This is a genomic window from Halomonas sp. MMSF_3323, assembly GCF_030733595.1.
Classification (GTDB): domain Bacteria; phylum Pseudomonadota; class Gammaproteobacteria; order Pseudomonadales; family Halomonadaceae; genus Halomonas; species Halomonas litopenaei.
In genome coordinates this window covers 45,138-70,704 of record NZ_JASHIT010000030.1, presented here as the reverse complement: position 1 = coordinate 70,704, position 25,567 = coordinate 45,138, and the positions used below count along the sequence as shown (strand labels likewise).

The 25,567-nt window shown below is 63.6% G+C and carries 24 protein-coding genes; 7 read left to right on the top strand and 17 right to left on the bottom strand.

Annotated elements, in window-relative coordinates:
• The first annotated feature begins 62 nt into the window (after positions 1-62).
• From RBB39_RS15525 to RBB39_RS15505, 5 genes are all read left to right on the top strand, one after another.
• A complete protein-coding gene (locus RBB39_RS15525) occupies positions 63-620 on the top strand; it encodes a TRAP transporter small permease (protein WP_045993654.1) in 558 nt (185 codons plus the stop codon).
• 3 nt (positions 621-623) lie between these two features.
• Positions 624-1,904: a TRAP transporter large permease gene (locus tag RBB39_RS15520; RefSeq protein ID WP_045993653.1), complete on the top strand. Its 1,281-nt coding sequence runs from the start codon at positions 624-626 to the stop codon at positions 1,902-1,904.
• A 30-nt stretch (positions 1,905-1,934) separates the two neighbouring features.
• On the top strand, positions 1,935-2,675 hold the full coding sequence (locus tag RBB39_RS15515) for an aspartate/glutamate racemase family protein (protein ID WP_052704425.1): 741 nt from the start codon (positions 1,935-1,937) through the stop codon (positions 2,673-2,675).
• 205 nt (positions 2,676-2,880) lie between these two features.
• Complete coding sequence (locus RBB39_RS15510; RefSeq protein WP_108133480.1) at positions 2,881-3,933, top strand: YeiH family protein; 1,053 nt, start codon at positions 2,881-2,883, stop codon at positions 3,931-3,933.
• Positions 3,934-3,992: 59 nt separating this feature from the next.
• Positions 3,993-5,396: a Na+/H+ antiporter NhaC family protein gene (locus tag RBB39_RS15505; protein ID WP_124805147.1), complete on the top strand. Its 1,404-nt coding sequence runs from the start codon at positions 3,993-3,995 to the stop codon at positions 5,394-5,396.
• Between the two features lie 99 nt (positions 5,397-5,495).
• On the opposite strand, the gene RBB39_RS15500 is transcribed toward RBB39_RS15505, so the two are convergent.
• The 10 genes from RBB39_RS15500 to speB form a co-directional block, all read right to left on the bottom strand.
• Positions 5,496-6,053: a DUF805 domain-containing protein gene (locus tag RBB39_RS15500; RefSeq protein WP_083970499.1), complete on the bottom strand. Its 558-nt coding sequence runs from the start codon at positions 6,051-6,053 to the stop codon at positions 5,496-5,498.
• A gap of 90 nt (positions 6,054-6,143) precedes the next feature.
• Positions 6,144-6,689, bottom strand: a complete 546-nt coding sequence (locus RBB39_RS15495; protein WP_083970498.1) for a DUF805 domain-containing protein — start codon at positions 6,687-6,689, stop codon at positions 6,144-6,146.
• A 420-nt stretch (positions 6,690-7,109) separates the two neighbouring features.
• Entirely contained in the window at positions 7,110-8,558 is a 1,449-nt protein-coding gene (locus RBB39_RS15490) for an aldehyde dehydrogenase family protein (RefSeq protein ID WP_306169178.1), read from the bottom strand.
• Between the two features lie 77 nt (positions 8,559-8,635).
• A complete protein-coding gene (locus tag RBB39_RS15485; RefSeq protein WP_083970497.1) occupies positions 8,636-9,379 on the bottom strand; it encodes an MBL fold metallo-hydrolase in 744 nt (247 codons plus the stop codon).
• Positions 9,376-10,152 (bottom strand): carbon-nitrogen hydrolase family protein, encoded by a 777-nt coding sequence (locus RBB39_RS15480; RefSeq protein WP_045993649.1) that lies wholly within the window; start codon positions 10,150-10,152, stop codon positions 9,376-9,378. Before RBB39_RS15480 ends, RBB39_RS15485 begins: the two co-directional genes overlap by 4 nt.
• Positions 10,153-10,155: 3 nt before the next feature.
• Positions 10,156-11,481, bottom strand: a complete 1,326-nt coding sequence (locus RBB39_RS15475) for a cytosine permease (RefSeq protein ID WP_045993648.1) — start codon at positions 11,479-11,481, stop codon at positions 10,156-10,158.
• 138 nt (positions 11,482-11,619) lie between these two features.
• Positions 11,620-13,260 (bottom strand): 5-guanidino-2-oxopentanoate decarboxylase, encoded by a 1,641-nt coding sequence (locus RBB39_RS15470; protein WP_045993647.1) that lies wholly within the window; start codon positions 13,258-13,260, stop codon positions 11,620-11,622.
• Positions 13,257-13,940, bottom strand: a complete 684-nt coding sequence (locus RBB39_RS15465) for an HD domain-containing protein (RefSeq protein WP_071211135.1) — start codon at positions 13,938-13,940, stop codon at positions 13,257-13,259. Before RBB39_RS15465 ends, RBB39_RS15470 begins: the two co-directional genes overlap by 4 nt.
• Positions 13,941-13,953: 13 nt before the next feature.
• Positions 13,954-15,339: a YjiH family protein gene (locus tag RBB39_RS15460; RefSeq protein WP_083970496.1), complete on the bottom strand. Its 1,386-nt coding sequence runs from the start codon at positions 15,337-15,339 to the stop codon at positions 13,954-13,956.
• 92 nt (positions 15,340-15,431) lie between these two features.
• Positions 15,432-16,382 carry an agmatinase gene (gene speB / locus RBB39_RS15455; RefSeq protein ID WP_045993646.1) on the bottom strand — a complete coding sequence of 317 codons (951 nt, stop codon included), beginning with the start codon at positions 16,380-16,382 and terminating at the stop codon, positions 15,432-15,434.
• Positions 16,383-16,613: 231 nt separating this feature from the next.
• Between speB and RBB39_RS15450 the strand changes: the two genes are divergently transcribed.
• The gene (locus RBB39_RS15450) at positions 16,614-18,116 is read left to right on the top strand and encodes a sigma-54-dependent Fis family transcriptional regulator (protein ID WP_045993686.1); all 1,503 of its coding nucleotides are present in this window, start codon (positions 16,614-16,616) and stop codon (positions 18,114-18,116) included.
• Between the two features lie 39 nt (positions 18,117-18,155).
• On the opposite strand, the gene RBB39_RS15445 is transcribed toward RBB39_RS15450, so the two are convergent.
• From RBB39_RS15445 to RBB39_RS15420, 6 genes are all read right to left on the bottom strand, one after another.
• A complete protein-coding gene (locus tag RBB39_RS15445; protein WP_045993645.1) occupies positions 18,156-19,553 on the bottom strand; it encodes an NAD(P)/FAD-dependent oxidoreductase in 1,398 nt (465 codons plus the stop codon).
• Positions 19,550-19,870 (bottom strand): (2Fe-2S)-binding protein, encoded by a 321-nt coding sequence (locus RBB39_RS15440; protein ID WP_045993644.1) that lies wholly within the window; start codon positions 19,868-19,870, stop codon positions 19,550-19,552. The genes RBB39_RS15445 and RBB39_RS15440 overlap by 4 nt, the downstream gene beginning before the upstream one ends.
• Positions 19,848-20,972 (bottom strand): FAD-binding oxidoreductase, encoded by a 1,125-nt coding sequence (locus RBB39_RS15435; RefSeq protein WP_045993643.1) that lies wholly within the window; start codon positions 20,970-20,972, stop codon positions 19,848-19,850. Before RBB39_RS15435 ends, RBB39_RS15440 begins: the two co-directional genes overlap by 23 nt.
• Positions 20,973-21,034: 62 nt before the next feature.
• Positions 21,035-22,027, bottom strand: coding sequence for a TRAP transporter substrate-binding protein DctP (gene dctP / locus RBB39_RS15430; protein WP_045993642.1), 993 nt, complete (start codon positions 22,025-22,027; stop codon positions 21,035-21,037).
• Positions 22,028-22,113: 86 nt separating this feature from the next.
• Positions 22,114-23,412, bottom strand: a complete 1,299-nt coding sequence (locus tag RBB39_RS15425) for a TRAP transporter large permease (protein WP_045993641.1) — start codon at positions 23,410-23,412, stop codon at positions 22,114-22,116.
• The gene (locus tag RBB39_RS15420) at positions 23,405-23,938 is read right to left on the bottom strand and encodes a TRAP transporter small permease (RefSeq protein ID WP_045993640.1); all 534 of its coding nucleotides are present in this window, start codon (positions 23,936-23,938) and stop codon (positions 23,405-23,407) included. Before RBB39_RS15420 ends, RBB39_RS15425 begins: the two co-directional genes overlap by 8 nt.
• A gap of 117 nt (positions 23,939-24,055) precedes the next feature.
• Between RBB39_RS15420 and RBB39_RS15415 the strand changes: the two genes are divergently transcribed.
• Positions 24,056-24,994, top strand: coding sequence for a LysR substrate-binding domain-containing protein (locus tag RBB39_RS15415; protein ID WP_045993639.1), 939 nt, complete (start codon positions 24,056-24,058; stop codon positions 24,992-24,994).
• Positions 24,995-25,030: 36 nt separating this feature from the next.
• Here the strand turns inward: RBB39_RS15415 and RBB39_RS15410 are convergent, their stop codons facing one another.
• The gene (locus RBB39_RS15410; protein WP_045993638.1) at positions 25,031-25,546 is read right to left on the bottom strand and encodes a DUF805 domain-containing protein; all 516 of its coding nucleotides are present in this window, start codon (positions 25,544-25,546) and stop codon (positions 25,031-25,033) included.
• Between the last annotated feature and the right edge of the window lie 21 nt (positions 25,547-25,567).

The following is a 25,567-nucleotide window of genomic DNA, read 5'->3' as shown; positions in this document are numbered from 1 at the left end:
GCTGACCGCCGCCCGGGTCTTGTTGTCATCGCTGCTGCATTCCCGTCGGGAAGGAGGCCTCCATGCTGGCCAAACTCAACTATATCGAAGACTACGCCTGCCGCTTTCTGCTCGGGCTCTTTGTCATTCTGCTGTTCGTTCAGGTGGTGATGCGCGTCACCCTGGGCATCGGCATGGCCTGGATCGAAGAGCTCGCGCGCTACGCCTTCGTCTGGTTCGTCTTTCTGGGCGCCGCCCACGCCGCCCACTTGAGCGCGCATAACCGCCTGCAGACCCATATCAAGCTGATGCCACGCAAGGTGGCCAATACCCTCTTGTTGCTGGTGGATCTGATCTGGGTCGCCTTCTGTCTGGTGCTGGCCTACAAGAGCCTGGATCTGATCGGGCTGTTGCTGGAATTCCCCTATGACTCGCCGGCCCTGGGCTGGTCGCTGGCCTACGTTTACTTCGTCTTCCCCATCGCCTTTACCTTGATGGCCTTTCGCGTGCTGCAGGTGCAGTGCCTGAAGCTGTTCAAGGGCATCGAGCCAGGTGACGTGGACGCCCAGGAAGTGTCCAGGATCACCGAGGAAACGAGCCACTACAGCGACGGCAAGACGTCGTCCAAGGCGGAGGGCTAAGCCATGGCCGCAACCGTACTGTTTTCCATGTTTGCCGGGCTGTTGTTCTTCGGCACCCCTATCGTCGTCTCTCTCGGCGTGGCCTCGATGGCCGTCTATATACTCAACGGCGACGATCTCAGTTCGCTGATCGAGCTGGCCTTTTCGGCCATCAACTCGTTTCCGCTGATGGCCTTGCCGTCGTTCATCCTGGCCGGCGCACTGATGGGGGATGCCGGTATCGCCAGACGCCTGATCCTGATCGCCGAGGAGCTGGCCGGTCCTGCCGCTGGTGGGCTAGGCGCCGCTGCGGTGATGGCCTGCATGTTCTTTGGCGCGATCTCGGGCTCGGGACCTGCTACTACCGCAGCGGTGGGGATGCTGGTGATACCGGCGATGATCGAGCGCGGCTACGGCAGAAGCTACCCGGCGGCGATCACCGCCACCGCTGGTGGTCTCGGGGTGGTCATTCCGCCCAGCATGCCGCTGGTGATCTATGGCGTCACCGCCAACGAGTCGATTTCTGCGCTGTTCATGGCCGGCGTCATCCCCGGCGTGATGCTGGGGGCGGGCCTGATGGTGGCCAACTACATCACCGCCAAGCGCAACGGCTACCAGACCGAGGGAACTTCCTACGATCGCAAGCGGGTGGTCGCGGTGCTCAAGGATGGTTTCTGGTCGCTGATGGCGCCGGTGGTGATCCTGGGCGGCATCTATTCGGGCATGTTCACGCCCACCGAGGCGGCCGTGGTCTCGATCTTCTACGCGCTGTTCGTCGGTGTTTTCATCCACAAGGAGTCATCGCTGCGCGGGCTCAACGAGGCCTTTCAGAGCACCACCTGGCTGACCGGGCGTGTGTTGATCATCATGTTCACCGCCACCGCCTTCGGCCGCATCCTGGTCGAGAATCACATTCCGGCGATGATCGCCCAGGGCATCCTGGATATCACCAACAGCCTGTGGCTGGTGTGGATTCTGGTGATCGGCTTTCTCCTGATCGTCGGCATGTTCATCGAGATCCTGGCCACCATCATGATCGTCACGCCGGTGCTGTTGCCGGTGATGGTGGAGCTCGGCGTCGATCCCGTGCACTTCGGCATCGTGCTGGTGGTCAGCCTGGGCATCGGTTTCTCGACGCCGCCGCTGGGCGAGAACATGTTCATCAGCTCGTCGATCGCCAATGTCTCCATTGAGAAGATTTCGGTGCGCGCCTTGCCGCTGGTGGGTTCCATGGTGGTCATTGCCTTGCTGCTGGCCTTCTTCCCGCAGCTCAGCCTGTGGCTGCCCAATCTGCTCGGCTTCTGATACCGGTCATCACTCGTCAAAGGACCCGCTATGACGCTTTCCACCGATAACTCCGCAACCATCGCCGACCATACGATGGTCGGCGTGCTGGGCGGCATGGGACCGGACGCCACGGTGGCCTTCATGCAGAAGGTCATCGAGGTGACGCCCGGCGAGGACGATATCGACCACGTGCATATGCTGGTCGACAACAATCCCAAGGTGCCATCACGCATCAAGGCGCTGATCGACGGCGACGGCGAGTCACCGGCGCCTGCCATCGCTGCCATGGCCAGACGACTCGAGCAGGCAGGCTGCGATTTTCTGGTCATGCCCTGCAATACCGCCCACTACTACTGGTCGGCCGCCCAGCAGGCGGTGGACATTCCGGTGTGGCATATCGTCGAGCGCACCCTGGACCGGGTCGCCGCCGAGATGCCGGGGGCCAGGGTGGGCATGCTGTGCTCGCCGGCGCTTCGCAAGATTGGTCTTTACGAGGGATTCATCAAGCCGAGGGGGCTGTCGTTGGTCTATCCCGACAACGAGGATCGCGTGCTCGACGTGATCCGAGCGGTCAAGCGTGGTGCCGGGCGCGCGCCCGCCACCCACGCGGCCTTCATCGAGGCCGCCCATGACGTCCAGGCGCGTGGTGCCGACGTGCTGGTCCTGGCCTGTACTGAGCTTTCGGTGATCCGCGATGCGCTCGATGGTCGCGTGCCGATCATCGATACCGTACAGGTGCTGGCCGAAGACGTGGTCGCTGCGGCCACCGGAAAGGCACCGCGCGGTTGATTCGGAGAACCGAGTCGAGCACTGAAGCGAGAGCACTGTAACGAGAGCACTGTAACGAGAGCACTGCTCAGAGGTTGAAACAGGGCGGCGTCGAGCGCCGCCAGTACGTCGATCTTCCTGTCCCGTTCACCAAAGAGACGCCTTCGTCCGCTGGCCTCATCCGGCAGGACCGGGGTCGCTCGTTTTCACGATCCGGAGTCGTCCCATGACCTCACCCTCTTCTTCCCCCTCGACGGCGACCTCGCGACAGCGGCTAAGCCGTCGACTGGCGTCCCTGAGCCCGATCGGGCGAGGACTGCTGGTGTGCGTGACCATTGCCCTGGCCACCACCTTTATCGCCGATCACTACGGTGGGCCGACCCTGCTCTACGCCTTGCTGTTTGGCATGTCGCTGCACTTCTTGAGCGAAGAGGGACGCTGCCTGCCGGGGATCGAGTTTGCCGCGCGCACCGTGCTGCGCCTTGGCGTGGCGCTGCTGGGCGCACGCATGACCCTCGAGCAAGTCGGTGACCTGGGGCTTGGACCGGTGCTGACGGTGCTCGCCGCGGTGGGACTGGTGATCTGCGCAGGGGGGCTGCTGGCCCGGGCGCTTGGCCTGCACCGTGATCTGGGCCTGCTGACCGGTGGTGCCGTGGCGATCTGCGGGGCCTCGGCGGCGCTGGCGCTGTCGGCGGTGATGCCGAAAAACGACACCAGCGAGCGCAACACCATCCTCACAGTGGTGGGCGTGACCACGCTGTCGACGGTGGCCATGGTGACCTACCCGCTGCTGGTGGGGGTGCTCGACCTTGCCAATACCCAGGCCGGCATCTTCCTGGGGGGCACCATCCACGACGTGGCCCAGGTGGTCGGGGCGGGGTACATCATCTCGGAGGAGACCGGCGACGTCTCGACCCTGGTCAAGCTGGTGCGTGTGGCCATGCTGGTGCCGGTGGTGATGATCTTCAGCTGGCTCTATCGCGCCTCGCGCAACAGCGAAGGAAAGCGCCAGGTGCCGATGCTGCCTGGCTTCCTGGTGGGGTTCGTGGCGCTGGTGCTGATCAACAGCCTGGGGCTGATTCCAGAAAGCGTGAACGAAGGACTGTCGACGCTCTCGCGCTGGTGTCTTGTCACCGCCATCGCCGCCCTGGGCATCAAGACCTCCTTTCAGAAGCTCGCGGTGGTCGGCTGGAAGCCGGTCATCCTGATGGTGCTGGAGACCCTGCTGTTGCTGGCCATCGTGCTGGGGGTGGTGGTCTTCGGCGGGCTGGGTAGCTGAGCGGCGATGGAACGCTGCTCTTGCTGATACACCAATAAAACACAATAAGGTCCCTGACAATGACAACACAAACCGCAACACCTTCACTGTCCTTTCGTGGGGGCACCCTGGGTGCCTTGACGCCTCTGATCCTGCTGGTGCTAGGCCTTATCTATCTGTCGGTGTTCGAGCGTGCCGGCACCAAGCCATTCTGGGCCTGCGCCTGGGTGGCAATGGGCGTGGGACTCTTTCTGTGCCGACAACGCACGGCGTACTGTGACAGCCTGCTCAAGGGGATGGGCAATTCCACCGCGACGGCCATCATCGCACTGTGGCTGCTGGCCGGTGTCTTCGGCAAGCTGATGGCTGCCGGCGGCCTGATCGATGGCTTGATGTGGTTGGGAGCAGCGGTGGGCGCCGAGGGTGCGGCCTTCACGCTGCTGGCCTTTGCCATGGCCATGGTGTTTGCCCTGGGGACCGGCACCAGTACTGGTACCGTCATCGGGCTGTCGCCGGTGCTGTACCCGGCGGGCGTCCTGTTGGGGGCGGATCCGTCCATGCTGGCGGTGGCGATCCTGTCCGGTGCGGCCTTCGGTGACAACCTGTCCCCAGTGTCGGATACCACCATCGTGTCCTCCTATACCCAAGGGGCGGAAATCGCCGACGTGATCCGCACCCGTCTACCGCTGGCGCTGACGGCTGCGGCGATCTCGATGCTGATCTTCCTGTTGTTCGGTGCCAGCGGCGAGGCCTCGGCGTCAGCCGTGGAGGTGCCTTCCGGTCATGCCTCCGGCCTGGTCATGCTGATTCCGCTCGCGGCGGTGGTGTTCTTTGCGCTGAAGCGCCGACACATCGTCGAAGCCATGTTTATCGGCAATCTGGTGGCCATGTTGTGCGCCCTGGCGATCGGTGCCATTGGACTGGGCGATCTGTTCTCGTTGCCCGAGGCCAGAGGCGAGAGCACCGGCCTGATCGAAAATGGTATCGCTTCGGTAACCGGCGCCGTGCTGTTTGCGCTGATGGTGCTGGCGCTGACTCAGGTGATTCTCGATACCGGTCTGATGGAAAAACTGCTGGACGGCGCCAGGAAGCGCCTGGTCAAGGACCGGGCCAGCGCCGAGACCAGCATCGTGGCAGTGACGATTGCCGCATCTACTCCGCTGTCGGCCAACGCCCCGGCGTTGCTGCTGGTGGGGCCGGGATTGGTACGAAGCCTGGCTCAGCAGTTCGGCATCTCGCCGGCCAGGGCCGCCAACCTGATGGACTGCGCGGTCTGCACGGTGTTCTTTCTGCTTCCCTGGCACATCGTGGTGGCGGTCTGGCAGGAGGTCATCGCTTCCACCGCGGTACAGAACGAGGTCGCCGCGCCGTCAGCCTTTGCCTCCTTCCTGACCCCATACCCCTGGGCCATGCTGGTGGTGCTGGCTGTCTCGATCCTGCTTCGGCGGCGCAAGCAGGGCACCACCGAGGTCGCAGCCGTCTGATCGGCCTCCGCTCACCTGGCAGTAAAAAACAGCCCCGCCATGCTGGCGGGGCTGTGGCGCTCTTGTGGTTGTCGTTGTTGGTGGCGCGGGGAAAGTTTTTTAGAGCGTTAGAGAAGCCAGCGCTACGCAAGCAACGACCGACAGTCCGGTCAGGAACCAGAACAGGGTCATCTCATTGGAAGTGAGGGGGGAAGGTTCAGCACCGAAGCGGTTATCACCATCACTCCCCTTGATGAAGGTCACCATGATAAATGGGATGAGGTTTATAAGGGGGATAAAGAAAAGTAGCATGAGCCAGCCTGATTTGTTCAGGTCATTTAGCCTGCGCTTTCCCTGGATTAGCGCAAAGATAGTCAATGGAATTCCAAGCACGAATTGGCTGATGGTAAAGGCGCTGGCGGCTGTCTCTGCAGCGGCCGGTGTTGCCGTCAGACTATAGTAGATAAGTATTCCGTATACGGCATAGACGAACAACACCGGCAAGGTCAAGCGATTAAAGTATCTTACTCTACCGATACGACCATTGGTCGACCATAGTCCAGGGTTTTTATTTGCTACCTGGCGGTCGTTTGCATCACCTTGCGTGTTGGATATTTCTGTATCTGAAGGGAAGTTGATTTCATTTGAGTTATCTAGCGTAGTGCTTTCGTTTGTCATCTTGCTGCTTCCTTCCTTGGGGTAAGTGTTCCGGCGATCCTTTCGCCGAGTCGGTTAATCTCTATGCTTGTTGCAGTGCTCTGGGAGGGTCTAAAGACCCAGGTGAAACTGTAGTGGTCCATAGCAGATGGCCGCTGACGCCACGGCAATGTTAAGAATGAGCAAGCACCAGAAGCGCTTCGTTTCCGATGAAGTCGATGGAGAAGGTGGTGGTCCGAAGGGGTTGCTTCCTGGTGTGCCACGAAAGAAGACCAGAGTGATGACCAGCCATACGTTGATCAGGGGAATCAGTCCAAGAAGCAGTGCCCACCCAGAACGCCCCTGATCGTTAAGGCGACGTTTTGCCTGAAGAATGGCGAAAAGGGTGAAGACTGAGTACAGGCCTGCGTAGGCGTAGATCAGGATGGTGAAGGTGCTCTGGGTGAGTGTCGCAGGGTACAGGTAGTCGAGATAAAGTGGGACGAAGAGCGCGAGGTTATAGATGAGTCCTACTGCGGCAAGTCGGCTACAGTAGCGAATGCGTCCGATACGGCCACGAGTTGACCAGAGTCTGCTGCTTCTACTGGGTACGCTATACAGCGGCAGCGGCAAGGTGGCGGAAGATGAGGTGGCTGACGACATGGAGTTGAGTCTCATCTTCTTCTCCTGTCTCCTTCATTAAATCGGTCTTCGATTCATCAAAGGTGTCAAAGCGTTGTCGGGTTTTCCAATGCCTTGATGGATGGTCAGTCGTCATGGCAATGGTCGGCGGTGGCGCATTTTTTCCTTGCATGAGGAACGCATCATTGGTGCCTGAAGCAAGGGTTTCACTGTGACTCTAGAAAGCCATTTCGTCAGGGGATATGGGGGATGTCCTACATCCTTTCTCTTTTTAAGAAATTTCTAATTATTTGACCTCGGGTTGGCCGAACTGGCACGAAATTGCGTCGCTGCGACAAAAAAACACCCCGATGGCCGGGCGCCTTGCCCTGCCATCGGGGTGATGTTGTTGAGATATTGCCGCGGTGATACTGAGTCGTCGCTGAGGCGATGGTCCGGAAACAGGACCGGGAGAGGTTAAGCGGCAGGGCCAATCAGATGCTTCACCTCAAGATACCCGGACAGTCCCCAGGGGCCGAGTTCACGTCCGATGCCGCTGGCGCCGAAACCGCCCCAACTGGCCTCGGGCATCACCAGCTGTTCGGAGTTGAACCAGATGCTGCCTGCACGCAGGGCGCGGCCAACACGCCTGGCGCGCTCGGCGTCACCGGAGATCACGGTGGCGGCGAGGCCAAAGGCGCTGTCGTTGGCCAGGGCGATGGCCTCGGCTTCGCTCTCTGCGCTGCGCGCACACAGCACCGGGCCGAAGATTTCCTCGCGCCACAGACGGCTTGAGGTGGGCACGTCGCGGTACAGGGTTGGGGCGACGAACTCGCCCTGGGCCGGCAGGTCACGATGGCGGCCGTCACGCACCGGCGTCAGGCCTTCGTCCTTGGCGATCTCGAGATAGCGCTCCACGGCTTCGCGCTGACGGGCGCTGGTCATCGGGCCCATGTCGGTGCCCTCGGCCAGCGGGTCACCCAGGGTGAGGCCGTCGATACGGTCGGCCAGCGCCTGGTAGAGCGGTTCGGCCAGCGTCTGGTGCACGATCAGTCGCGAGGTGGCGGAGCAGATCTGCCCGGAGTTGAAGTAGATGCCGGCCATCACCCAGTCGGCGGCGGCTTCGACCTCGGCGTCATCGAGCACCAGGATCGGCGATTTGCCGCCGAGCTCCAGTGATACGCCGCGCACGCCGTTGGCGGCGGCCTGCATGACCTTCTCGCCGACCGCATTGCTACCGGTGAAGGACAATTTATCCACACCCTGATGGGCGGACAGGGGGGCGCCGATGCCTTCGCCGTCACCCAGCAAGAGGTTCAGCACACCGGCGGGCAGGCCGATCTCCACGGCGATGTCGGCCAACGCCACCTCGGGCAGCGGGGTGACCTCGGAGGGCTTGAACACTAGGGTGCAGCCGGCGGCCAGTGCCGGTGCGATCTTCCAGGCGCTGGTGACCAGCGGGAAGTTCCAGGGGGTGATCAGTCCGACCACGCCGGCGGGGTCTTCGAACACCCGCGCCTCGACGCCGTCCATGCCGTGCTCGAGCAGACGTCCCTGACGCTGCTCCAGGGCGCGGGCCTGGCCGGCGTAGTAGCGGTAGCAGGCGATGGCGTCGTCCAGGTCGATGGCGGCCTCGGCCAGGGCCTTGCCATTGTTGGTGGAGGACAGCCGTTCGAGCTCGCCGCGGCGGGTTTCGAGGGCCGTGGCGAAGGCCTCGAGAAAGTCGCCCCGACGCTGTCCGCCCAGCGCCTGCCAGGCGGGCAGGGCGGCACGCGCGCTGGCCACGGCGGCGTCGACGTCGCTGGCATCGCCGGCGGTGATCTCGGCGATCTGGGTCTGGCGGTAGGGATCGGTCACCGCCAGGCGCCGGCGGCTGTGACTATCCACCCAGCGGTTGTCGATAAACTGTTGTGTCAGCTGTTGCACGGAGGGACTCCAGGGGCAAAGACATTGGAAGGAATAAGCGAATGAAATGATCGGCGAGATGAGGGCTCGTTACGCGCTCAGGCCTGGTGGCGATTGAGCCAGTCATCGATCAGGGCGTGGCAGTGACGGCCCGAGAAGCTCGGAAAGTGGCCGCCGTGCACCGTGGCGATCGGCAACCGCCGCAGGCGCTCGAGGCTCGCCGCGTAGTCGTCCAGGTCGCTGTGATAGGCGTCCTCGATCAGCTCACCGTCGTAGATGATGTCGCCGCTGATCAGGGTGGCGCTGGCGGCCTCCCACAGGGCGATGCCGCCGGGCGAATGGCCGGGGGTGTGGATCACCTCGAAATGGCGATCGCCCAGCTCGATGACGTCACCGTCCTCCAGCGTCTCGATACGCGGCGGCGCCGCAATGCGATAGCCGCTGTGGGCGTAGGGCAGCGGTGGCAGGGCGTCGAACATGGCGTCGTCGAGAAAGGCCTCGGCCAGGGTGCGACGGTTGTCGGGGCTTGCCAGGATATTGGCCTCGGCGCGATGAACGTGGCAGCAGTCGAACTCGTGAGCGGCGCCGATATGATCGAAGTGGGTGTGGCTTGCCACCGCCACGATCTCACGTTCGGCCAGTAGTGCCACGCGCTCGCGCAGTGGCACCGCGCCCAGGCCGAAGTCCACCACCAGATCGCGCTCGCGGCCGCGAACGTGCCAGATATTGCAGCGGTAGAACGGCTTGATGGCCGGTTCGTCGATCAGGGTGATGCCGTCGGCCAGGCGCTGGGTGCGATACCAGCTGGCGGCGTCACCCCGGGGCAGGGTGAAGGTGCTCACGTGTTGCCTCCCGGCAGGGCGCGCAGGTCCTTCAGGTAGTCCTGGTGGCTGCGGCTCTCGTCGATACGCGAGTGTTCGATGTCCACTACCAGCACCCCGGCGTCGTTGCCAAGGCGCCCCAGCACCTCGCCGTCCGGTCCCGCCACCAGGCTGTTGCCGCAGTAGTGCAGCTCGCCCTCGATACCGGCGCGGTTGATGCAGGCGACGAAGCGCTGGTTGTCCAGCGCCCGGGCGCGGATCTGCAACTGCTGGCGTTCGGCGTTGGGCACCATGTTGGCGGTGGGCGAGAGGATCACCTCGGCGCCGGCCTGGGCCAGCGCTCTGGCCATCTCCGGGAACTCGTTGTCGTAGCAGATCATCAGGCCCAGGCGGCCGAGCCGGGTGTCGACCACGCACAGCTCGTCACCGGGGATGAAGTACTGATGTTCACGATCCCATAGCTGGCGCTTGTGGTAGCAGGCCAGGGTGGTGCCGGCGTCGTCGATCAGCACCGCCGAGTTGGTCAGGCGGCCGTCGGCCTGGCGCTGGGCCAGGCCGAACAGCAGGTGCAGGCGATACTGGTGCGCCAACCGGGCGACCTGATCGATCAACTCGCCTTCGTCGGCCAGTTCATCGAGCCGTTCGAACACGTTGTAGCCGGTCAGCGCCAGTTCCGGCAGGGCCAGCAGCTGGGCGCCGGCGGCCACCGCCTGCTGGCACAGGCCATCGAGGGCATCGAGGTTGGCGGCGACATCCGCGTGGACGGGGTCGGTCTGGGCCAGCATCAGGCGCATGGATCAGTCTCCTTGGGCAGCGAGGCTGGAACGGGTGAACAGGGCACAGCCCAGCCAGTAGAGTCCGCCGGTGATGACGAACACCGGCAGCGAGGCACCGATGGACAGCGGTGCCACCAGGGTCCAGTAGGCCGCCAGGGCCGCACCGATCAGGTAGGCGCCGATGGCGATACCGGCGGTGGGCCGACCGAGCTGGTGCGGCGAGCGCAGCAGCTCGGCGCTATAGCCGTCACGGCCGACCAGGTAGTAGTCGACGATCATCACCGAGAAGGCCGGAATGAACAAGGCGCCGATCAGCAACAGGAAGTTCTGGAACTGGTCGAGGATACCGGGGATCAGGGCGCCAAAGACCGTCACCACGCCGATCACCAGCGCCGGCTTCCAGAAGGCCATGCCGGGGGACACGTTCATGCACGACAGGGTGGCGCTGTAGACCGCCATCACGTTGGTGGTCATCACCGAGAAGAAGATCACCAGCGCAGCGGGCAGACCAAAGCCGAAGCCGGACAGCAGCCGGGTCGGGTCGTAGGTCTGTTCCATGCCGCCGAGCACCGACAGGCCGGATACCGCGGCACCCAGCCCCATGGCGATCATCGAGGCGCAGACGTAGCCGCCGTAGGTGCCGAGTACCGCGATGCGTCCGCTCTTGCAGTTGCGGTTGTAGTCGGCGGAGGTGGAAATCCACGAGAAGGCGGTGGCGACGACGATGTCGAAGGCGATGCCCAGGGTGATGCCGTTGCGGGATTCGGCGGGCATCTCGAACAGCGCACCGACCTCGTAGTGGCGGTTGAGCTGGTAGACCACGCCGGCCGCCAGCACCATCATGGCCGCCGCCGCCCAGCGCTCGATGCGCTCGATACCCAGGTGGCCGCGCAGCACGATCAGCACCACGATGGTCTCGCACAGGATCGTCATCAGCGGCAGGTTGGAGTAGCCGGTGGTGGCCTCGATGGCGTAGTCCAGGCTCATGCCGGCCAGCAGCGCCTGGATCCAGCTCCAGGCGATCAGCACCGCCATGTTGACCAGCGAAATGATCTTCGAGCCGGTGGGGCCATAGGCGCGGCGGGTCAGGGCCATCGAGGGCAGGCCGGTGCGCTGGCCCATCAGTCCTACCAGCAGCAGCGGAATGGCGCCGATCAGCGAGCCGATCAGGACCCAGGTCATGGCGACCGGGAAGCGCAGATCGGGCACCAGCAGCATGCCGGTGAGGATGGTGGTGACGACCACGTTGGCGCCGAGCCACAGGGCAAAGGTGGCCATGCCTCCCATGCTCTTGTGCTGGTGTTCATCCAGGGTGTCGTGGCCGATCAGCCGCTTGAGTGAAATCATCTAGGAAACCTTTGTGGTTATGGTTGGTAGGTACCGCAGGGGCGCGAAATTGGGAGCGCAAAACGGAGCAGGCAAAAGGAGCAAAAAACGGAGCAAAAGGGCCGGCGCCGTGGCGCCGGCAAAGGGGTCGTCGCTCGATCAGGCCACCGCGGCGTTCCATGCCGTGGCGTCGATCTCGATCAGCATCGGGCCGTCTTCGGGGCGATGGGCGATGGCCCGGGCGAGGCCGGCGGGGTTGCCGACCCGGGTCGCCGCACAGCCGAAGCCGGCCGCCAGGGTCTGGAAGTCCGGTGCCTGGATGTCCACGCCGAGGCGGGTGACGCCGGCGTTGTCCATGAAGCGGCGGATTTCCTCGTAGCCCTGGTTGTGCCACAGCAGCACGATGACCGGCAGCCTTTCCTCCACCGCACAGGCAAGCTCGGTCAGGGTGAACATCACCCCACCGTCGCCCACCAGCGCCACCACCGGCAGGTCCGGCTGGCCGAGGCTCGCGCCCATGGCCGCGGGCAGGCCGTAGCCGAGAGTGCCGTAGCCGGTGGACGCGTTGAAGAAACGGCGCGGCGCGTCCTGGCTGACCAGATGGTTGGCGGCGTAGGTGGTGGCGCAGGAATCGCCCACCAGGATCGCCCCCGGCAGGCTCTCGCGCAGGGTGTCGAACAGCGGCACATAGGGGCGGAAGGCCGGATCATCGGCCAGCGCCAGGGCGCTCAGCGCATCATGTGTACGCTTGCGGCCATCGCGCGAAAGCTGCTCACCGCCGAGGCGCTGGTCGCAGCCGGCGGCCAGCGCTTCGAGGCTGGAGGCGGCGTCGGCTACCAGTGCCAGGTCGGCATGCTGGTTGCGGGCAAGCTGCTCGGGGTCCAGGTCGATGCGAATCAGTCGACCGTCGAGGGTGAAGCCGTCGTCGAACACCACGTCATAGTCGGTCTCGCCAAGCTCGGTGCCGATGGCCAGCACCACGTCGGCTTCATGGGCAAGCTCCCGCACCGCCGGCAGCGAGGCGTTGGCACCCAGGTCCAGCGGGTGGTCGCGGCCGAGCAGGCCCTTGGCGTTGATGGTGGTGACGGTGGGGGCGTCGAGGCTCTCGACCAGACGGCGGGCGGCGTCCGGGGCATCGACGCAGCCGCCGCCGAGCAGCACCAGCGGGCGCTTGGCGTCGACTAGCCAGTCGAGCGCCTGCTCGAGCGCGGCGGGGGCCGGTGCGGCCTTGGCCAGCGCCGTGCGGCGCGTGCTGACAGGCTCGCTGACCGGGGCGTCGAACAGGTCGATGGGGATCTCGATATGCACCGGGCCGGGGCGGGCGCCATCGAACACGGCGAAGGCACGGGCCAGCACCTCGCCGAGGCCGTTCGGGTCGAGCAGGGTGTGGCTGAAGCGCGAGACGCCGGCCATCAGCTCGCGTTGGCCGGGGAGTTCGTGCAGCCGGCCCTGGCCGCGTCCCAGGGTGTCGCGGCGGTTGACGCTGGAGATCACCAGCATCGGCACCGAGTCGGCCAGGGCCTGGCCCATGGCGGTGGCGATATTGGTCATGCCGGGGCCGGTGATGATGAAGCACACGCCGGGCTTGCCGGTGGTGCGGGCGTAGCCGTCGGCCATGAAGCCGGCGCCCTGTTCATGGCGCGGGGTGACGTGGCGGATGCCACTGCCCTGGTGGTCGTGTCCATTGCCGCCTTCGAGGCCACGATAGAGCTCGATGGTGTGGACGCCGGGGATACCGAAGACGGTGTCCACGTCGTAGGTGTCACGCAGCAGACGGATCAGCAGTTCAGCGCAGGTCATGCGGTACTTCCTTGAGACGGATCAGGGGCTTGAGACGGGCCAGGGGCTTGAGACGGATCAGAGGCTTGAGACGAGCCAGGGGCGAGGGCGGGGTGCGGGGCCACCGAGTAGGGGGCTCTTGCAAAGATCCGCCTGACCATGGGCTCGAAGTGCGCCAGCGGCAGGGTGTCGTAGGCGGGGTCGAAGGACGGGCAGTCCCAGTCACGACAGAAGGCTTCGCAGTCGTCGAACCAGGGATGGCCGCGGAATTGCTCGCGGGCATCCTTGTTGCCGCCGACCTTGTCCCAGTAGTAGTGACCCTGGAAGACGTCGTGATGCTGGACGATCCAGTGGGTCTTCTCGCTGACGAAGGGGCGCAGGATCGAGGCAGCGAAGGCGGCGTGGTCGAAAAGCGCCAGTTCGTCACCGATGTCGTGGACCAGGGCGGCGACGATCATCTCTTCGTCGGCGCCGGCACGCTCGGCCCGGGTCGCGCTCTGCAGGCAGTGCTCCAGCCGGGTGATCTGGTAGGGCTGGTGGCCCTCGCCCAGCCGGGCGAGGGTGTCCAGTACGCTGTCGGCGAGGCCGGCCAGGTAGTCGGCGTCGTGGGCGGCGATCACCGCCCAGTCTTCTGCCGTGCTTTGGTCGATGCGGGTGAAGGCCGCCTTGCCGGCGGCGTGAGCATCGTTTGGGTCTGTCATGTCGGCCTCCCGATCAACCCACCAGCCAGTGGGCCATGACCACGATGATGGGCAGGGTGATGGCGGTGCGCAGCAGGAAGATCACCACCAGTTCCCACAGCTTGAGCGGGATCCGTGACTTCAGCAGCAGGGCGCCGATCTCTGACATGTAGATCAACTGGGTCAGTGACAGACAGGCGATGACGAAGCGAGTCAGTTCGCTCTCGATATCGCTGGCCAGTACCGCCGGCAGGAACATGTCGGCGAAGCCCACCAGGGTCGCCGGCGCGGCGGCCTCGGCCTCGGGCAGACCCATCCACTCGAGCACCGGCACCATCGGCATGGACAGCCAGGTGAACAGCGGAGTGAACTCGGCCAGTACCAGCGCCACGGTACCGATGGCGATGACCAGCGGCAGCAGCCCGAAGAAGATGTCGGCGACGTTGAACAGTGCCAGGCGGGCGAGCTTGAGCGGGCCCGGGGCGGTCTCGGCGCGGGCCACGGCGATGCCCAGGCTGTAGCGCAACAGACTCTGGTTGCCGGTGTTTTCTTCCTGGATCTGGCAGCCCACCGGCTCGTAGTAGGTGTTGGCCTTGCGTGACAGCGGCGGCAGGCGCGGCACGATGACGGCGGCGACCAGGCCGGCCACCACCACGGTCAGGTAGAACGGCACGAACAGGTGGTTGATGCCGATGAAGCTGGTCACCAGCAGGGCGAAGGCGATCGACACGATCGAGAAGTTGGTGGCGATGGCCGAGGCCTCGCGGGCGTTGTAGAAGCCCTGCTCGTATTGCTGGGTGGTGATCAGTACGCCGACGGTGCCGGAGCCCATCCAGGAGGCGGTGGCGTCGATGGCGCTGCGCCCGGGCAGCCCGAAGATCTTGCGAAAGGGCGTGCGCACCATGGAGCCGATGAACTCCATGAAGCCGAAGTCCACCAGGAAGGGCAGCAGGATGGCGGCAAAAAAGAAGAAGGTCAGCAGCACCGGCGCCAGGTCATTGAGCATCACCCCGCCGGTGAAGGAGGCGGTGACCATCTCCGGGCCGACCTGGAAGTAGGTCATCAGCGCGAAGGCGGCGCCGAGGGCGCGCATCACCACCCACAGCGGGGCGATGTCGAACAGCTCCTTCATCGCGCCCTGGCGGGCCCAGCCTGGTTTGGTCAGCTTGACCACCAGGGTCAGCACGATGGACAGGGTGAGCACGACGGTGGCGATGGCGGGCAGGGCGTCGCCGAGGGTGGCCTTGAGCCAGTCGGCGGCCAGACCCATGCCGATGTTGATGGTATCACCGACCGAGAAGGGCACCAGGAACAGCAGGATGCCGATCAACGACGGGACGAGGAACTTGATCAGACCATGGGTGCTTAGCTTGCCCCCGTCGGTCGTGATCTTGTCGGCAGAATGCAGGTGGGAGGACATGGGCGATCACTCTTTGCTGTTGTAATGGTCGGCGCCCTGACGCGGGCGCCTCGTTGGCTGTCGCCAGGGCCACTCCCTGGCCCTGTGAGGATTCAGTCGCGGCGCGCGACTCCGGGGAGCACGCACAGCATTTCATAGAGCAGGGTGGCGCCCATCAGGGCGGTGTTGCCGCTGGGGTCGTAGGGCGGGGAGACTTCGACCAGGTCGCCGCCGACGATATTGAGCCCCTGGGCGCCGCGCACGATCTCCAGGCCCTGGGCCGAGGTCAGGCCGCCCATTTCCACCGTGCCGGTGCCGGGCGCCACCGACGGGTCCAGGCCATCGATGTCGAACGAGATGTACACCGGGCCATCGCCCATCTGCTCGCGCACCTCGGCCATCAGCGGCTCGAGCGACTTGTGCCAGCACTGTTCGGCCTGGACCACGCGGAAGCCCTGCTGGCGACACCAGTCGAAGTCCTCGGCGGCGTAGCCGGTGCCTCGCAGGCCGATCTGGACGACCCGGTTGGCGTCCAGCAGCCCTTCTTCCTGGGCACGGCGGAACGGGCAGCCGTGGGCCACCTCTTCGCCGAACATGTGCTCGTTGACGTCGGCGTGGGCGTCGATATGGATCAACCCTACCGGGCCATGCTTCTTGGCGATGGCACGCAGGATCGGCCAGGTCAGGGTGTGGTCACCGCCCAGGGTCAGCGGCACGCAGTCGTGGGACAGGACGTCGTCGTAGAAGCGGCTGATGATGTCCAGGTTCTTCGGCAGGTTGAAGGTGTTGATCGGCACGTCGCCGATGTCCGCCACCTGCAGGCTGTCGAAGGGTGCAGCACGGGTGGCCATATTGTAGGGGCGCAGCATGCGCGATTCGTCGCGGATCTGGCGCGGCCCCAGTCGGGTGCCCGGGCGGTTGGAGGTGCCGATGTCCATGGGAATGCCGATAAAGGCGGCGTCCAGACCCTCGGCGCTGGTCTGGGTGGGCAGACGCATCATGGTGGCAGGGCCACCGAAGCGCGGCATCTCGTTGCCGCCGAGAGGTTGATTGAAGTCGCTCACAGGGAACTCCTGGCATCGTGGATGGGGACGGTCGCGGCCCTGGGCCTGACGGTTGTTGTGGATGATGCAGACGCCGTGCCATCTTTTGGGCATTTATACTAAAGATGTAATAGAGGTGCAGGGATTCCAAGGGATGGTCTGCTGTGGTGGTAGAAGTGATCCAGAAGTGAATCGCGATCCCGACGCATCGTGATACACTTCTGAATCAATGATGCATTTATGGATCGTTTGATGAGCGACGACGACACCAAGATTCTCAAGACCATCATCGATACCGCCCACGACCACTTCTTCATCGTCGCGCCGGACGGTCGTATCCGCGACGTCAGTCCCGGGGCGGCGGCGGTCTACGGCATGTCCTGCGAAGAGCTCTGCGCCACCAGCGTGCAGCGGCTCGAGGCCGATGGCGTGCTGACCCCGTCGGTCAGCCTGGAGGTCATTCGCAGCGGGCGGCCGGCCCAGCTGGTCCAGCGCACCGGCACCGGACGCCGGGTCATCGCCCAGGCCCATCCGGTATTCGAGGGTGAGCGGCTGGTGGCGGTGGTCAGCCGCTCCATGGACTTGACCGATCTGCAGCTGCTGCAGCAGGAGTACGCGCTGTTGCAGCGCCGCTTCAGCGAGCACCTGCGCCGGGGCCATGCGCTGGAGAGCGACAGCGAAGCACTCGAAGCCGAGCTCGATGACCTGGAGGTGAAAAGCCAGCTGATGCGCGAGGTGGCGCTGCTGCTCAAGCGGGTCGCGCCCACCGACGCCACGGTCTTGATGCTGGGCGAGTCCGGGGTGGGCAAGACCGCTTTCGCCCGCCAGCTGCACCGTTGGAGTTCTCGCCGCGATGGCCCCTTTATCGACGTCAACTGCGCCGCCATCCCTGAAAGCCTGTTCGAATCGGAGATGTTCGGCCATGAAAAGGGCGCGTTTTCCGGCGCTGCGCCGGGGGGCCGCAAGGGGCTGATCGAGCAGGCCGAGGGCGGCACCCTGTTTCTCGACGAGATCGGCGAGTTGCCCCTGGCGGTGCAGACCAAGCTGCTGAAGACCATCCAGGACGGCAGTATTACCCGGCTTGGGGACAGGGCCCCGCGACGGGTCGACTTTCGCCTGGTGGTGGCCACCAATCAGGACCTGTCGGCACGGGTCGAGCAGGGCCTGTTTCGCCTGGATCTGTACTACCGGCTGAACGTGATTCCGGTCACCCTGCCGCCCCTGCGCGAGCGTCGCGAGGATATTCCCGGCCTGGTCGAGCGCCAGCTAAAGCGCCTCAATCGGCGTTATGGACGCGACAAGATGCTGTCGCGAGACGTGTGGCAGGCGCTGATGGGCTGGGATTGGCCGGGCAATGTGCGTGAGTTGGAAAACACCCTGGAGAGGGCCTGGTTATCCAGTGACGATGTCATCCAGGGCGATCTGCTGGTGCCGTCCACGGGGGCCTCGGTAGGGCCGCTCGGCGGGCAGCAGCGTGAAGCGCAGCAGACGGCGGCGTCCCTCACCGGAGACTCCGCTGCGCTGGCTGATGGCGCTTTGTCACCCGCGACACCATCCGCACCAGGCGCAGCGCGACCCGAGCTGTCGCTTGCCCGGGGCGAGGGCCTGAAGGCCGCCCTGGCCCGGCGCGAGCGTGAGATCCTTGCCGATTGCTGCCGTACCCTTCCCACCACCTACGCCATCGCCGAACACCTCGGCATCAGCCAGCCAAGCGTGGTGCGCAAGCTCAAGCAGCATGGGTTGCGGATCGGGTGAACTGGGTAAGACGGCCGACAGCAGGGTATTGTTGGGCTCTCAGCCGCTATCTGTATCGGCCAGCTCACCTAGTGTGATCGGCTTGATCGGCATCCTCAGCCGGTAGTACCCCACCTCCTCGGGTTCACGCTTCTGTGTAGTGGCGATCAACTGGTTGATGGTCAGGCCGCATAGTCGGCCCTGGCAGGGACCCATGCCTGCGCGGCTGTAGGCTTTGGCCTGGTTGGGGCCAGGGCAGCCGTGGCGGGCGAGTCGTCTGATTTCTCCAGCAGTGACCTCTTCGCAGCGGCACACCAGAGTCTCGTCGGGAGGAGCCAGAATGTCCCGCGAAGGTGAATAGAGGTGGTCGAGAAACGGCCGGGCTGAGCGTTCGCGTGTTCTGAGCCGGCGCGGTGCGCGGGTCATCGCTCTGTAGCGACGCTCGTCGAGACGTCCGAGTTCCCTGGCAATGGCCAGCGCTACCATTCGCCCGTCCGCCTCGGCGGCCTTTGCCCCGGAAATGCCGCCGCCATCACCGGCGACAGCGATTTCCGGTCGTGAGCTTCGGCCATCGCTATCCAGTGTGGGATGCCAGCATTGTTGGGCGGCATGCCAGTGGTGGTCGAGCTCCAGAGCGCGGCTGAGCTGAATATTGGGGACGACGCCCTGATGCACTAGCAGGCTGGCGCAGTCCAAACTGTGGTGCTTGCCATCAGAGGTGAAATGCACTTCTGAAACCCGGTCCTCTTGGCCTTCAGCTCGCAACGAGGACACGTGTCGATATAGCGGTATCCGTGAGCGTCGAACATCTCTCAGCAGTGTGCCACCTTTCATCAATAGTGGCAGGTTGCGTGTGGCCTGCATCAAGTGAGGCAGTGACTGGCGCCACTGGCCGCGAGGCGTGGTATCAAGCAACGCCCGGATTTTCACTCCGGCGCGAAGCAATTGTGCCGTCAGCAGTAACAGCAGTGGGCCGCTACCCGCCAGCACCAGGGGAGCGGGAGGCACCAGTGCGTGACTCTTCAAGGCGATTTGAGCGGCACCGCAGGTCATTACCCCCGGAAGTGTCCATCCCGGGAAGGGTACGGGCCTTTCCTGGGCGCCGGTGGCCAGTAGCAGGCGTGACGCCGTAAGTCGACGGCCTTCGCCCGTCCGAGAAAGGTGCAGGACAAGTCCATCTTCCACTCCCCACAGAGTGTGTCCGAACATTGTCTTCACGGCGCCGCTTCGTGGGAGTGCCTCGAGTAGTCGCCGGCCGGCGTAGTAGTCGGCGCCGAGGATGGACTCGTCGCACAACGGGCTCTGTCCGATGGAGCGGTAGATCTGGCCGCCTGGCGCCTGTTGTTCATCGATCAGGACGCACGTCAGGCCGCACTCGACAGCGGCAGTGGCTGCGGCCATACCGGCTGGTCCAGCGCCGACGATAGCCAGGTCGTAGTCGGGAGTGGAGATGGTCATCTGAATATCTCCTGAGTGGGACGGACGCCGGACTGGAAGGTGATACGCATCTGGTCGCGAACCTCGGTCATGCAGCCCTGCTGATTGGGACGATCATCGATGGTCAGCAGGCATTCGAAACAGGCACCCATCAGGCAGTAGGGCGCACGAGGATCTCCGCTCACGGCGGTTCGTCGAGACGGCAGGCAACCTGCTGCAAGAACGGCAGCGGCGACGCTGTCTCCGGCGTAGACCTTGACGGGTGTGTCGTCGACAAAGACGGTAAGCGATGGCTGGTCGCGCCGGGCTAGGCGCTCAAAGGGCAAGGCGTTGGGCACGAAACACCTCCAGGGGCTGGTCGGTGGGGGCGCCGCCGATCCAGTCAGCCAACGGGCCTTCATGGAAGGCGGCCAGGGTAACACCGCTGTGACAGGTCACCAGGTAGGCACCCGGGTGACTGGTGGAAGCTTCGTAAAGCGGATATCCGTCGGGGGTCATTACCCTCAGGGCGCTCCAGGCGCGGATCAGCTGGACATCGCGAAGCAGGGGAAAGAAACGCAAGGCACGGGCGGCGATATGGGCCATGACGTCGTTGGTCGTCGCTGTGTCAAAGCCCACATCCTCTTTTGAATCGCCGATCTGAATCGTGCCTTCTCCGGTCTGGCGAACATGGCCCGTGGGGTAGCACAGGAAGGGGCGAACGCGCTCGGCGATCAGCACCTGGCCACGATTTGGCGACACGGGGGCTGTCAGGCCGACCTGAGGGGCAAGGTCGCGATTTCCGAGTCCGGCGGCGAGGACCACCTTGGCGGCAGAATAGCGGCCGTACGCTGTCTGGAGTCGAAAGGCGCCGTCGCGGTGGTCGATGCGTTCGACGCGTCCGCCGGTTTCGAGTTTTCCGCCGAGATCGATGAAGCGTTGCATTAGCGCCCGCAGCAGCCGCAGCGGGTTAACGTGACCATCCTCTGGGCACCAGGTGGCTCCTGCTGTCTGGTCGCCGAGTTCTGGAATGAAGTCTCGTGCCTGTTGAAGGTCGAGCACCTCGAAGGGGTAGTCACCCTCAGCGTCCTCACGCATCCGGCGTAACATGGCGTGTCGGGCTTGCAGTTCCTGTTGAGTCTGGCATAGGTAGAGACCACCTCGCTGCTCCAGTTGAAGGTCGATACCGGTGCTTTCCCTCAGTTCTTCGGCAAAGCGTGGCCAGCGTGCTGCGGAGCGTCGGCTGATAGTGGCGTATTGCGGCAGGTTATCGCCCTTGCCCTGCACCCAGACAAGGCCAAAATTGCCCCGCGATGCTCGGATGGCCAAGTCGCCCTCGTCGAGCACTCGTACCGTCAATCCTTGGCGTGCCAGGCCGACGCCCACGGCGAGGCCGACCAGGCCGCCGCCCACTACGACCACGTCGCTGAGAGAGGAGGATGTCTTGGTCGCTTGTTGCATGAGACTGCCTCTTTAAAGCAGAGGGGATCCGCCCGCGGGCGGATCGAAGGTGGAAAGCGGCCTTATTCGATGACCTGATCGAGGACGCTTTGAGCCCAGTCGGCGCCGATGTCATCGAGGATGACTGGCCAGACCTTCTCTCGCACGATGGACGCGGTGGCGTCGATCTGGGCGTCATCGACCTCAATCAGGGTGGCGCCGGCCTCGGCCAGCAGTTGTTCGTTGTGGGCCTGGTCGGCTTGGGCGTTTTCCCAGCGAGCGGACTCGAAGCGAGCTGCTGCTTCACTCAGTGCCTGTCGGGCAGCGTCGTCTAGATCGCTGTAGACACCTTCGTTGATCAGCAGGTACCACACCTCGAAGTGGGTGTTGAGTGGTACGTAGGTGTTGGTGACATCTCTAAACGAGGCGTAGTAGCCCTCTGCTCCAGACCCCATGACGCCATCGACAACCCCGGTCTGTACCGCCGTGAAGGCGTCAGAGAAGGGTAGGGGAGAGCCGATGTATCCGATGTTGTCCGCCATCAGTTGGAACGACTTCATCGGCGGTACACGTAGCTTGGCGCCCTTGTCAGCCGAGGGATCGGCAGGGTTCTCAACGTCGCTGTTGAGGGCGATGCCGCCGAAGTAGACCGGCCAGGCCGCCAGAACACGTATATCCTGACTGGCATAGATGCTCTCGATTTCCTCGCGCATCGGCGCGCCCGGCTCGAAAACCCGCTTGGCGTCGTCCCAGTTGCGAACCAGATAGGGCAGGTAAGCTAGCTGAAAGCGCTTGTCGGCCCCCGACGCCGGAGGCTGGACCGCCATGTCGACGGCGCCCAGGCTGACTCTTTCCTGCACGATGGTGTAGTCGCCCAGGGCATTGGCCGGGAATAGGCGGATGTTCAACTCGCCCTCGGTGGAGGTGGCGACATCATCAGCAAAGGCCGCTGCCGCCTGGTCGATGGCTGTGTTCTGAGGACGCACGTGGGAGAGCTTGAGGCTGGTGGCCTGGGCTGTGGCGGATGCAAGGGCCGCCGCGGCGATCAGACTGACAAGGAGGCTTTTTGTGGTCATGGTGTTTTCCTTTCTGGTCGGAGTGTCGTTGTCATTGGAAGCTCGTGATGCCAGCGACGAGCGGCGCCAGGGGCTTGTCCGTTGGATCAATAGCCGAACAGGCCCGGCAGGTACTCGGATAGATCCGGCCAGGCTGAGACCAGCACCACCACCGGGATGTAGCCGAACAGGATCAGAGTCATGGCAGGACGAATGACTTGGGTGAAGCGGACCTTGCCGATGCGAGCCCCCAGATACAGGATGCTGGCGTAGGGAGGGGTGACCCCTCCCATGGCGGTATTGACCCCCATGATGGCGGCGAACTGAACAGGGCTTACACCGAGCGCCTCCATCAGTGGCAGCAACAGCGGTGCGGTCAGGATGATCGCGGTGATGTCGTTGACGATCATGCCGATAAAGAACAGCAGCAGATTGATGAGGATAAGCAGAATCAGCTTGTTGTCGGTGATCGCGAAGATCATGTCGACCAACTGTTGGGGAATGGCTTCGAGTACGTAGATCTGGCTCAGCATCAGGCTGAAGAGGATCATAATCAGAATGGCGCCCACCGCTGTCGCTGACTCCTTGCCAGAGGCCAGAAAGGTCTGCCAGGTGAGGCCACGATAGATCAGGAAACCAACAGGAATGGCGTAGATCACCGCCACGGCAGCGGCTTCGGTCGGCGTCATGATGCCGCCGTAGATGCCACCAAGGATGATGACCGGCATCAGCAACGCGGGTAGCGCGTGGGTGGTGCGACGTCCTGCTTCGCGCATCATCTTGTCCATCGGCAGGGGCTCGTCGAGCACCAGATCGAATTTTCGAGTCATGACCATGTTGACCAGACAGAAGTTCAGCATGATCAAGAGTCCGGGGCCGAGTGTGGCGAGGAAACTGGCGAGAATCGAGGTATCGGTGACCCAGCCATAGACGATCATGGTGACGCTTGGCGGTATCAGCAGTCCCAGGATCGAAGCGTTGGCGATTAGTGCTGTCGAGTAGGCCCGCGGATAGCCCTTGCGCTCCATTTCGGGAATCAGCAGTGGACCGATGGCGGCGATGCCGGTCAGACCACTGCCGGAAATGGCACCGATGATGGCACAGCTTACGGCGGCTACCGCGCCGAGCCCTCCACGAACACGGCCGACGAAGACGTTGACGAATTTCAGCAGACTGCTAGCGATGCCACTGACGCTCATCAGAGTGCCGGCGAAGACGAACAGGGGAATTGCCAGCAGCACCGGATTGGTCAACTGGCTGAATCCCCAGACCATCAAACCGCGCATCGTCGCTTCGCCGATCACCGTCATCACCATCAAGGCGGCGCCGAAACAGTAGGGCAGGGGAACGCCAAGGCTGAGCAGTACGATCAGAGTGGCGAAGGCAAGCAGGGCGATCTCAATCATGGGGAGCATCCTTCCCGTTGTCCTGATCAATGGCCTCGTCCTGGGCGGCGAGGTCGGGGCGCTGTCGCCTTCCAGCCAGATAGGCCAGATTGCGAATCAGGTGCCACAGCGTGAACACAATCATCAGTACCAGGCCGATCAGCAGCGCAGATTCGTACCACAGCGTCGGCAGGTAGAGTGTCGGGGTCTGCTTGTCGACCCGCAGCACGTACTCGAAGTAGTTCCAGGCCCACAGCGTCAGCCAGGTCGACACGACAATGCTGATGCTGTCCGAGACGACCTGGAGCCAAGCCCGAGAGCGCTCGCGTGAGAGGAAGATATCCAGGACATTGGCTCGGATCTGAGAGTCTTCTCGAGACGCATTGACGCTGCCGAGGATGTAGAGCCAGATGGTGGGAATGATCGCAGCTTCCTCGAGACCCATGACCGGAGTCTCGAGCAGGTAGCGGGTGATCACCTGCACGAACTGCGCCAGGGCTACGATGCTGATCAATGCTGTAAGGGCATAGCGAAAGAGTCGATCCATCGGGGTCGCCTCACTTGTTGTGTTGTTGGGGACCGATGCGCTCATCGTGGTATTCAACACGTATAACCTCAAATCGTTTTTCAGTATCATTAGATAACATGATGTTTTAGGTGTCTCATGGCGAAAGTAACCTACCGACAAATCGAGGCTTTTAGAGCGGTCATGCAGGGGGGGACGACCACTCGTGCAGCGGACATTCTGTGCATTTCCCAGCCAGCGGTGAGTCGCCTGTTGCATGACTTCGAGCAGACGGTGGGCGTGTCCATGTTCGAGCGTCATCGACGGCGACTGGTGCCAACAGCGGAGGCAAGGTTCTTTTACGAGGAGGTCGAACGAGCCTTCGTATCGCTGGAGCAGCTATCTAGAGCGGCGGAAGAACTCAGGGAGTTTCATCTGGGCAGCTTGCGGATCGCCGGTATGCCGGCGATCTCGCTGGATTTCTTGCCAGGTGTGGTTCGCGGGTTTCTAGCGGCGCATAGTGGTGTTTCCGCCACTTTGCAGGTTCGAAATACGCAGCAAGTGATCGATCTCGTTGCCGGCCAGCATTTTGACCTGGGAGTCATTTCCGCCATTCCGGTAGACGATCCCGCTGTCGTGGAGCGAGCCCTGCTGGACAGTAGGGTTGTGTGTGTATTGCCTGCGGGGCATCCGCTAGCCGACCGTGAGCATCTGGAACCTGAGGATCTGGCGGGCGAGACGTTTGTCTCGCTGGGTCCGGAACAGCGCTTGCGGGAATCCGTGGATCGGCTGTTCGAGGAGCGGGAGGTGAAACGTCATCAGGCCTTTGATACCCAATTGCACTATGCCGCCTGTGGTTTCGTGCTGGCTGGTGGAGGGGTATCGCTGGTTGATCCGATGACGGCGCTTCACTATCGAAAGTTGGGGCTGGTGGTCAAGCGCTTCGAACCGCGTATCCCGTATCGCTACAGCTTGATCGTGCCTCGCGATCGGGAGCCGTCTCGCCTTGCCCGGGCGTTTATCGACCGGGTGCGAGAGGAGGCGAGGTTGCTGGCAAGGGAAACTGACGATCTCTTCTCTCTTACCGAAAGGCCCTGACGTGCTCCTGCAGTGTTTACTGCCCACTTCCCCGGCTTACTGACGGAAGACGTAAAAGAACCCGACCCAGGTGGCCAGGATCAGCAGTGGCTTCAGCACCAATACCGCACCGCTGGTAGAGCCCCGTTCGTCGTGCTCGGTGTCGCTGGACTCCCCGGGCTGCATGGCGAGTACCACCGTCAGCAGCAGGTTGGCGCCGGGGACCAGCAGCATCAGGCTCCACAAGCCCGCCTGGCCCAGGTCGTGCAGGCGACGAGTGCCGTGCAGCACCAAGGGCTGAAGGCTGATGACAACCCACCAGAGCCCCAGCAGGCCTGCCTTGATCGTCAATGCGTCCTCGAGGGCGGGGGCGGTGATGGTGGTCGCCCACAGGGCGGCATAGTAGAACGATAGCGCCAGGGTAGCGTTGAGACAGAAGTCGAGACGACTCTCGCGCCCCGCCAGGCTGTCGAACCAGTAGCCCGGCAGCACTCGCCTGAGCTCGAAGGCCTGGGGCGATGAGTGACCGGGGGCGACAGGGTCGTGAAATCCGGGAGCAGTAGGGCGATGCATCGGTATCTCGTCCTGTAGATC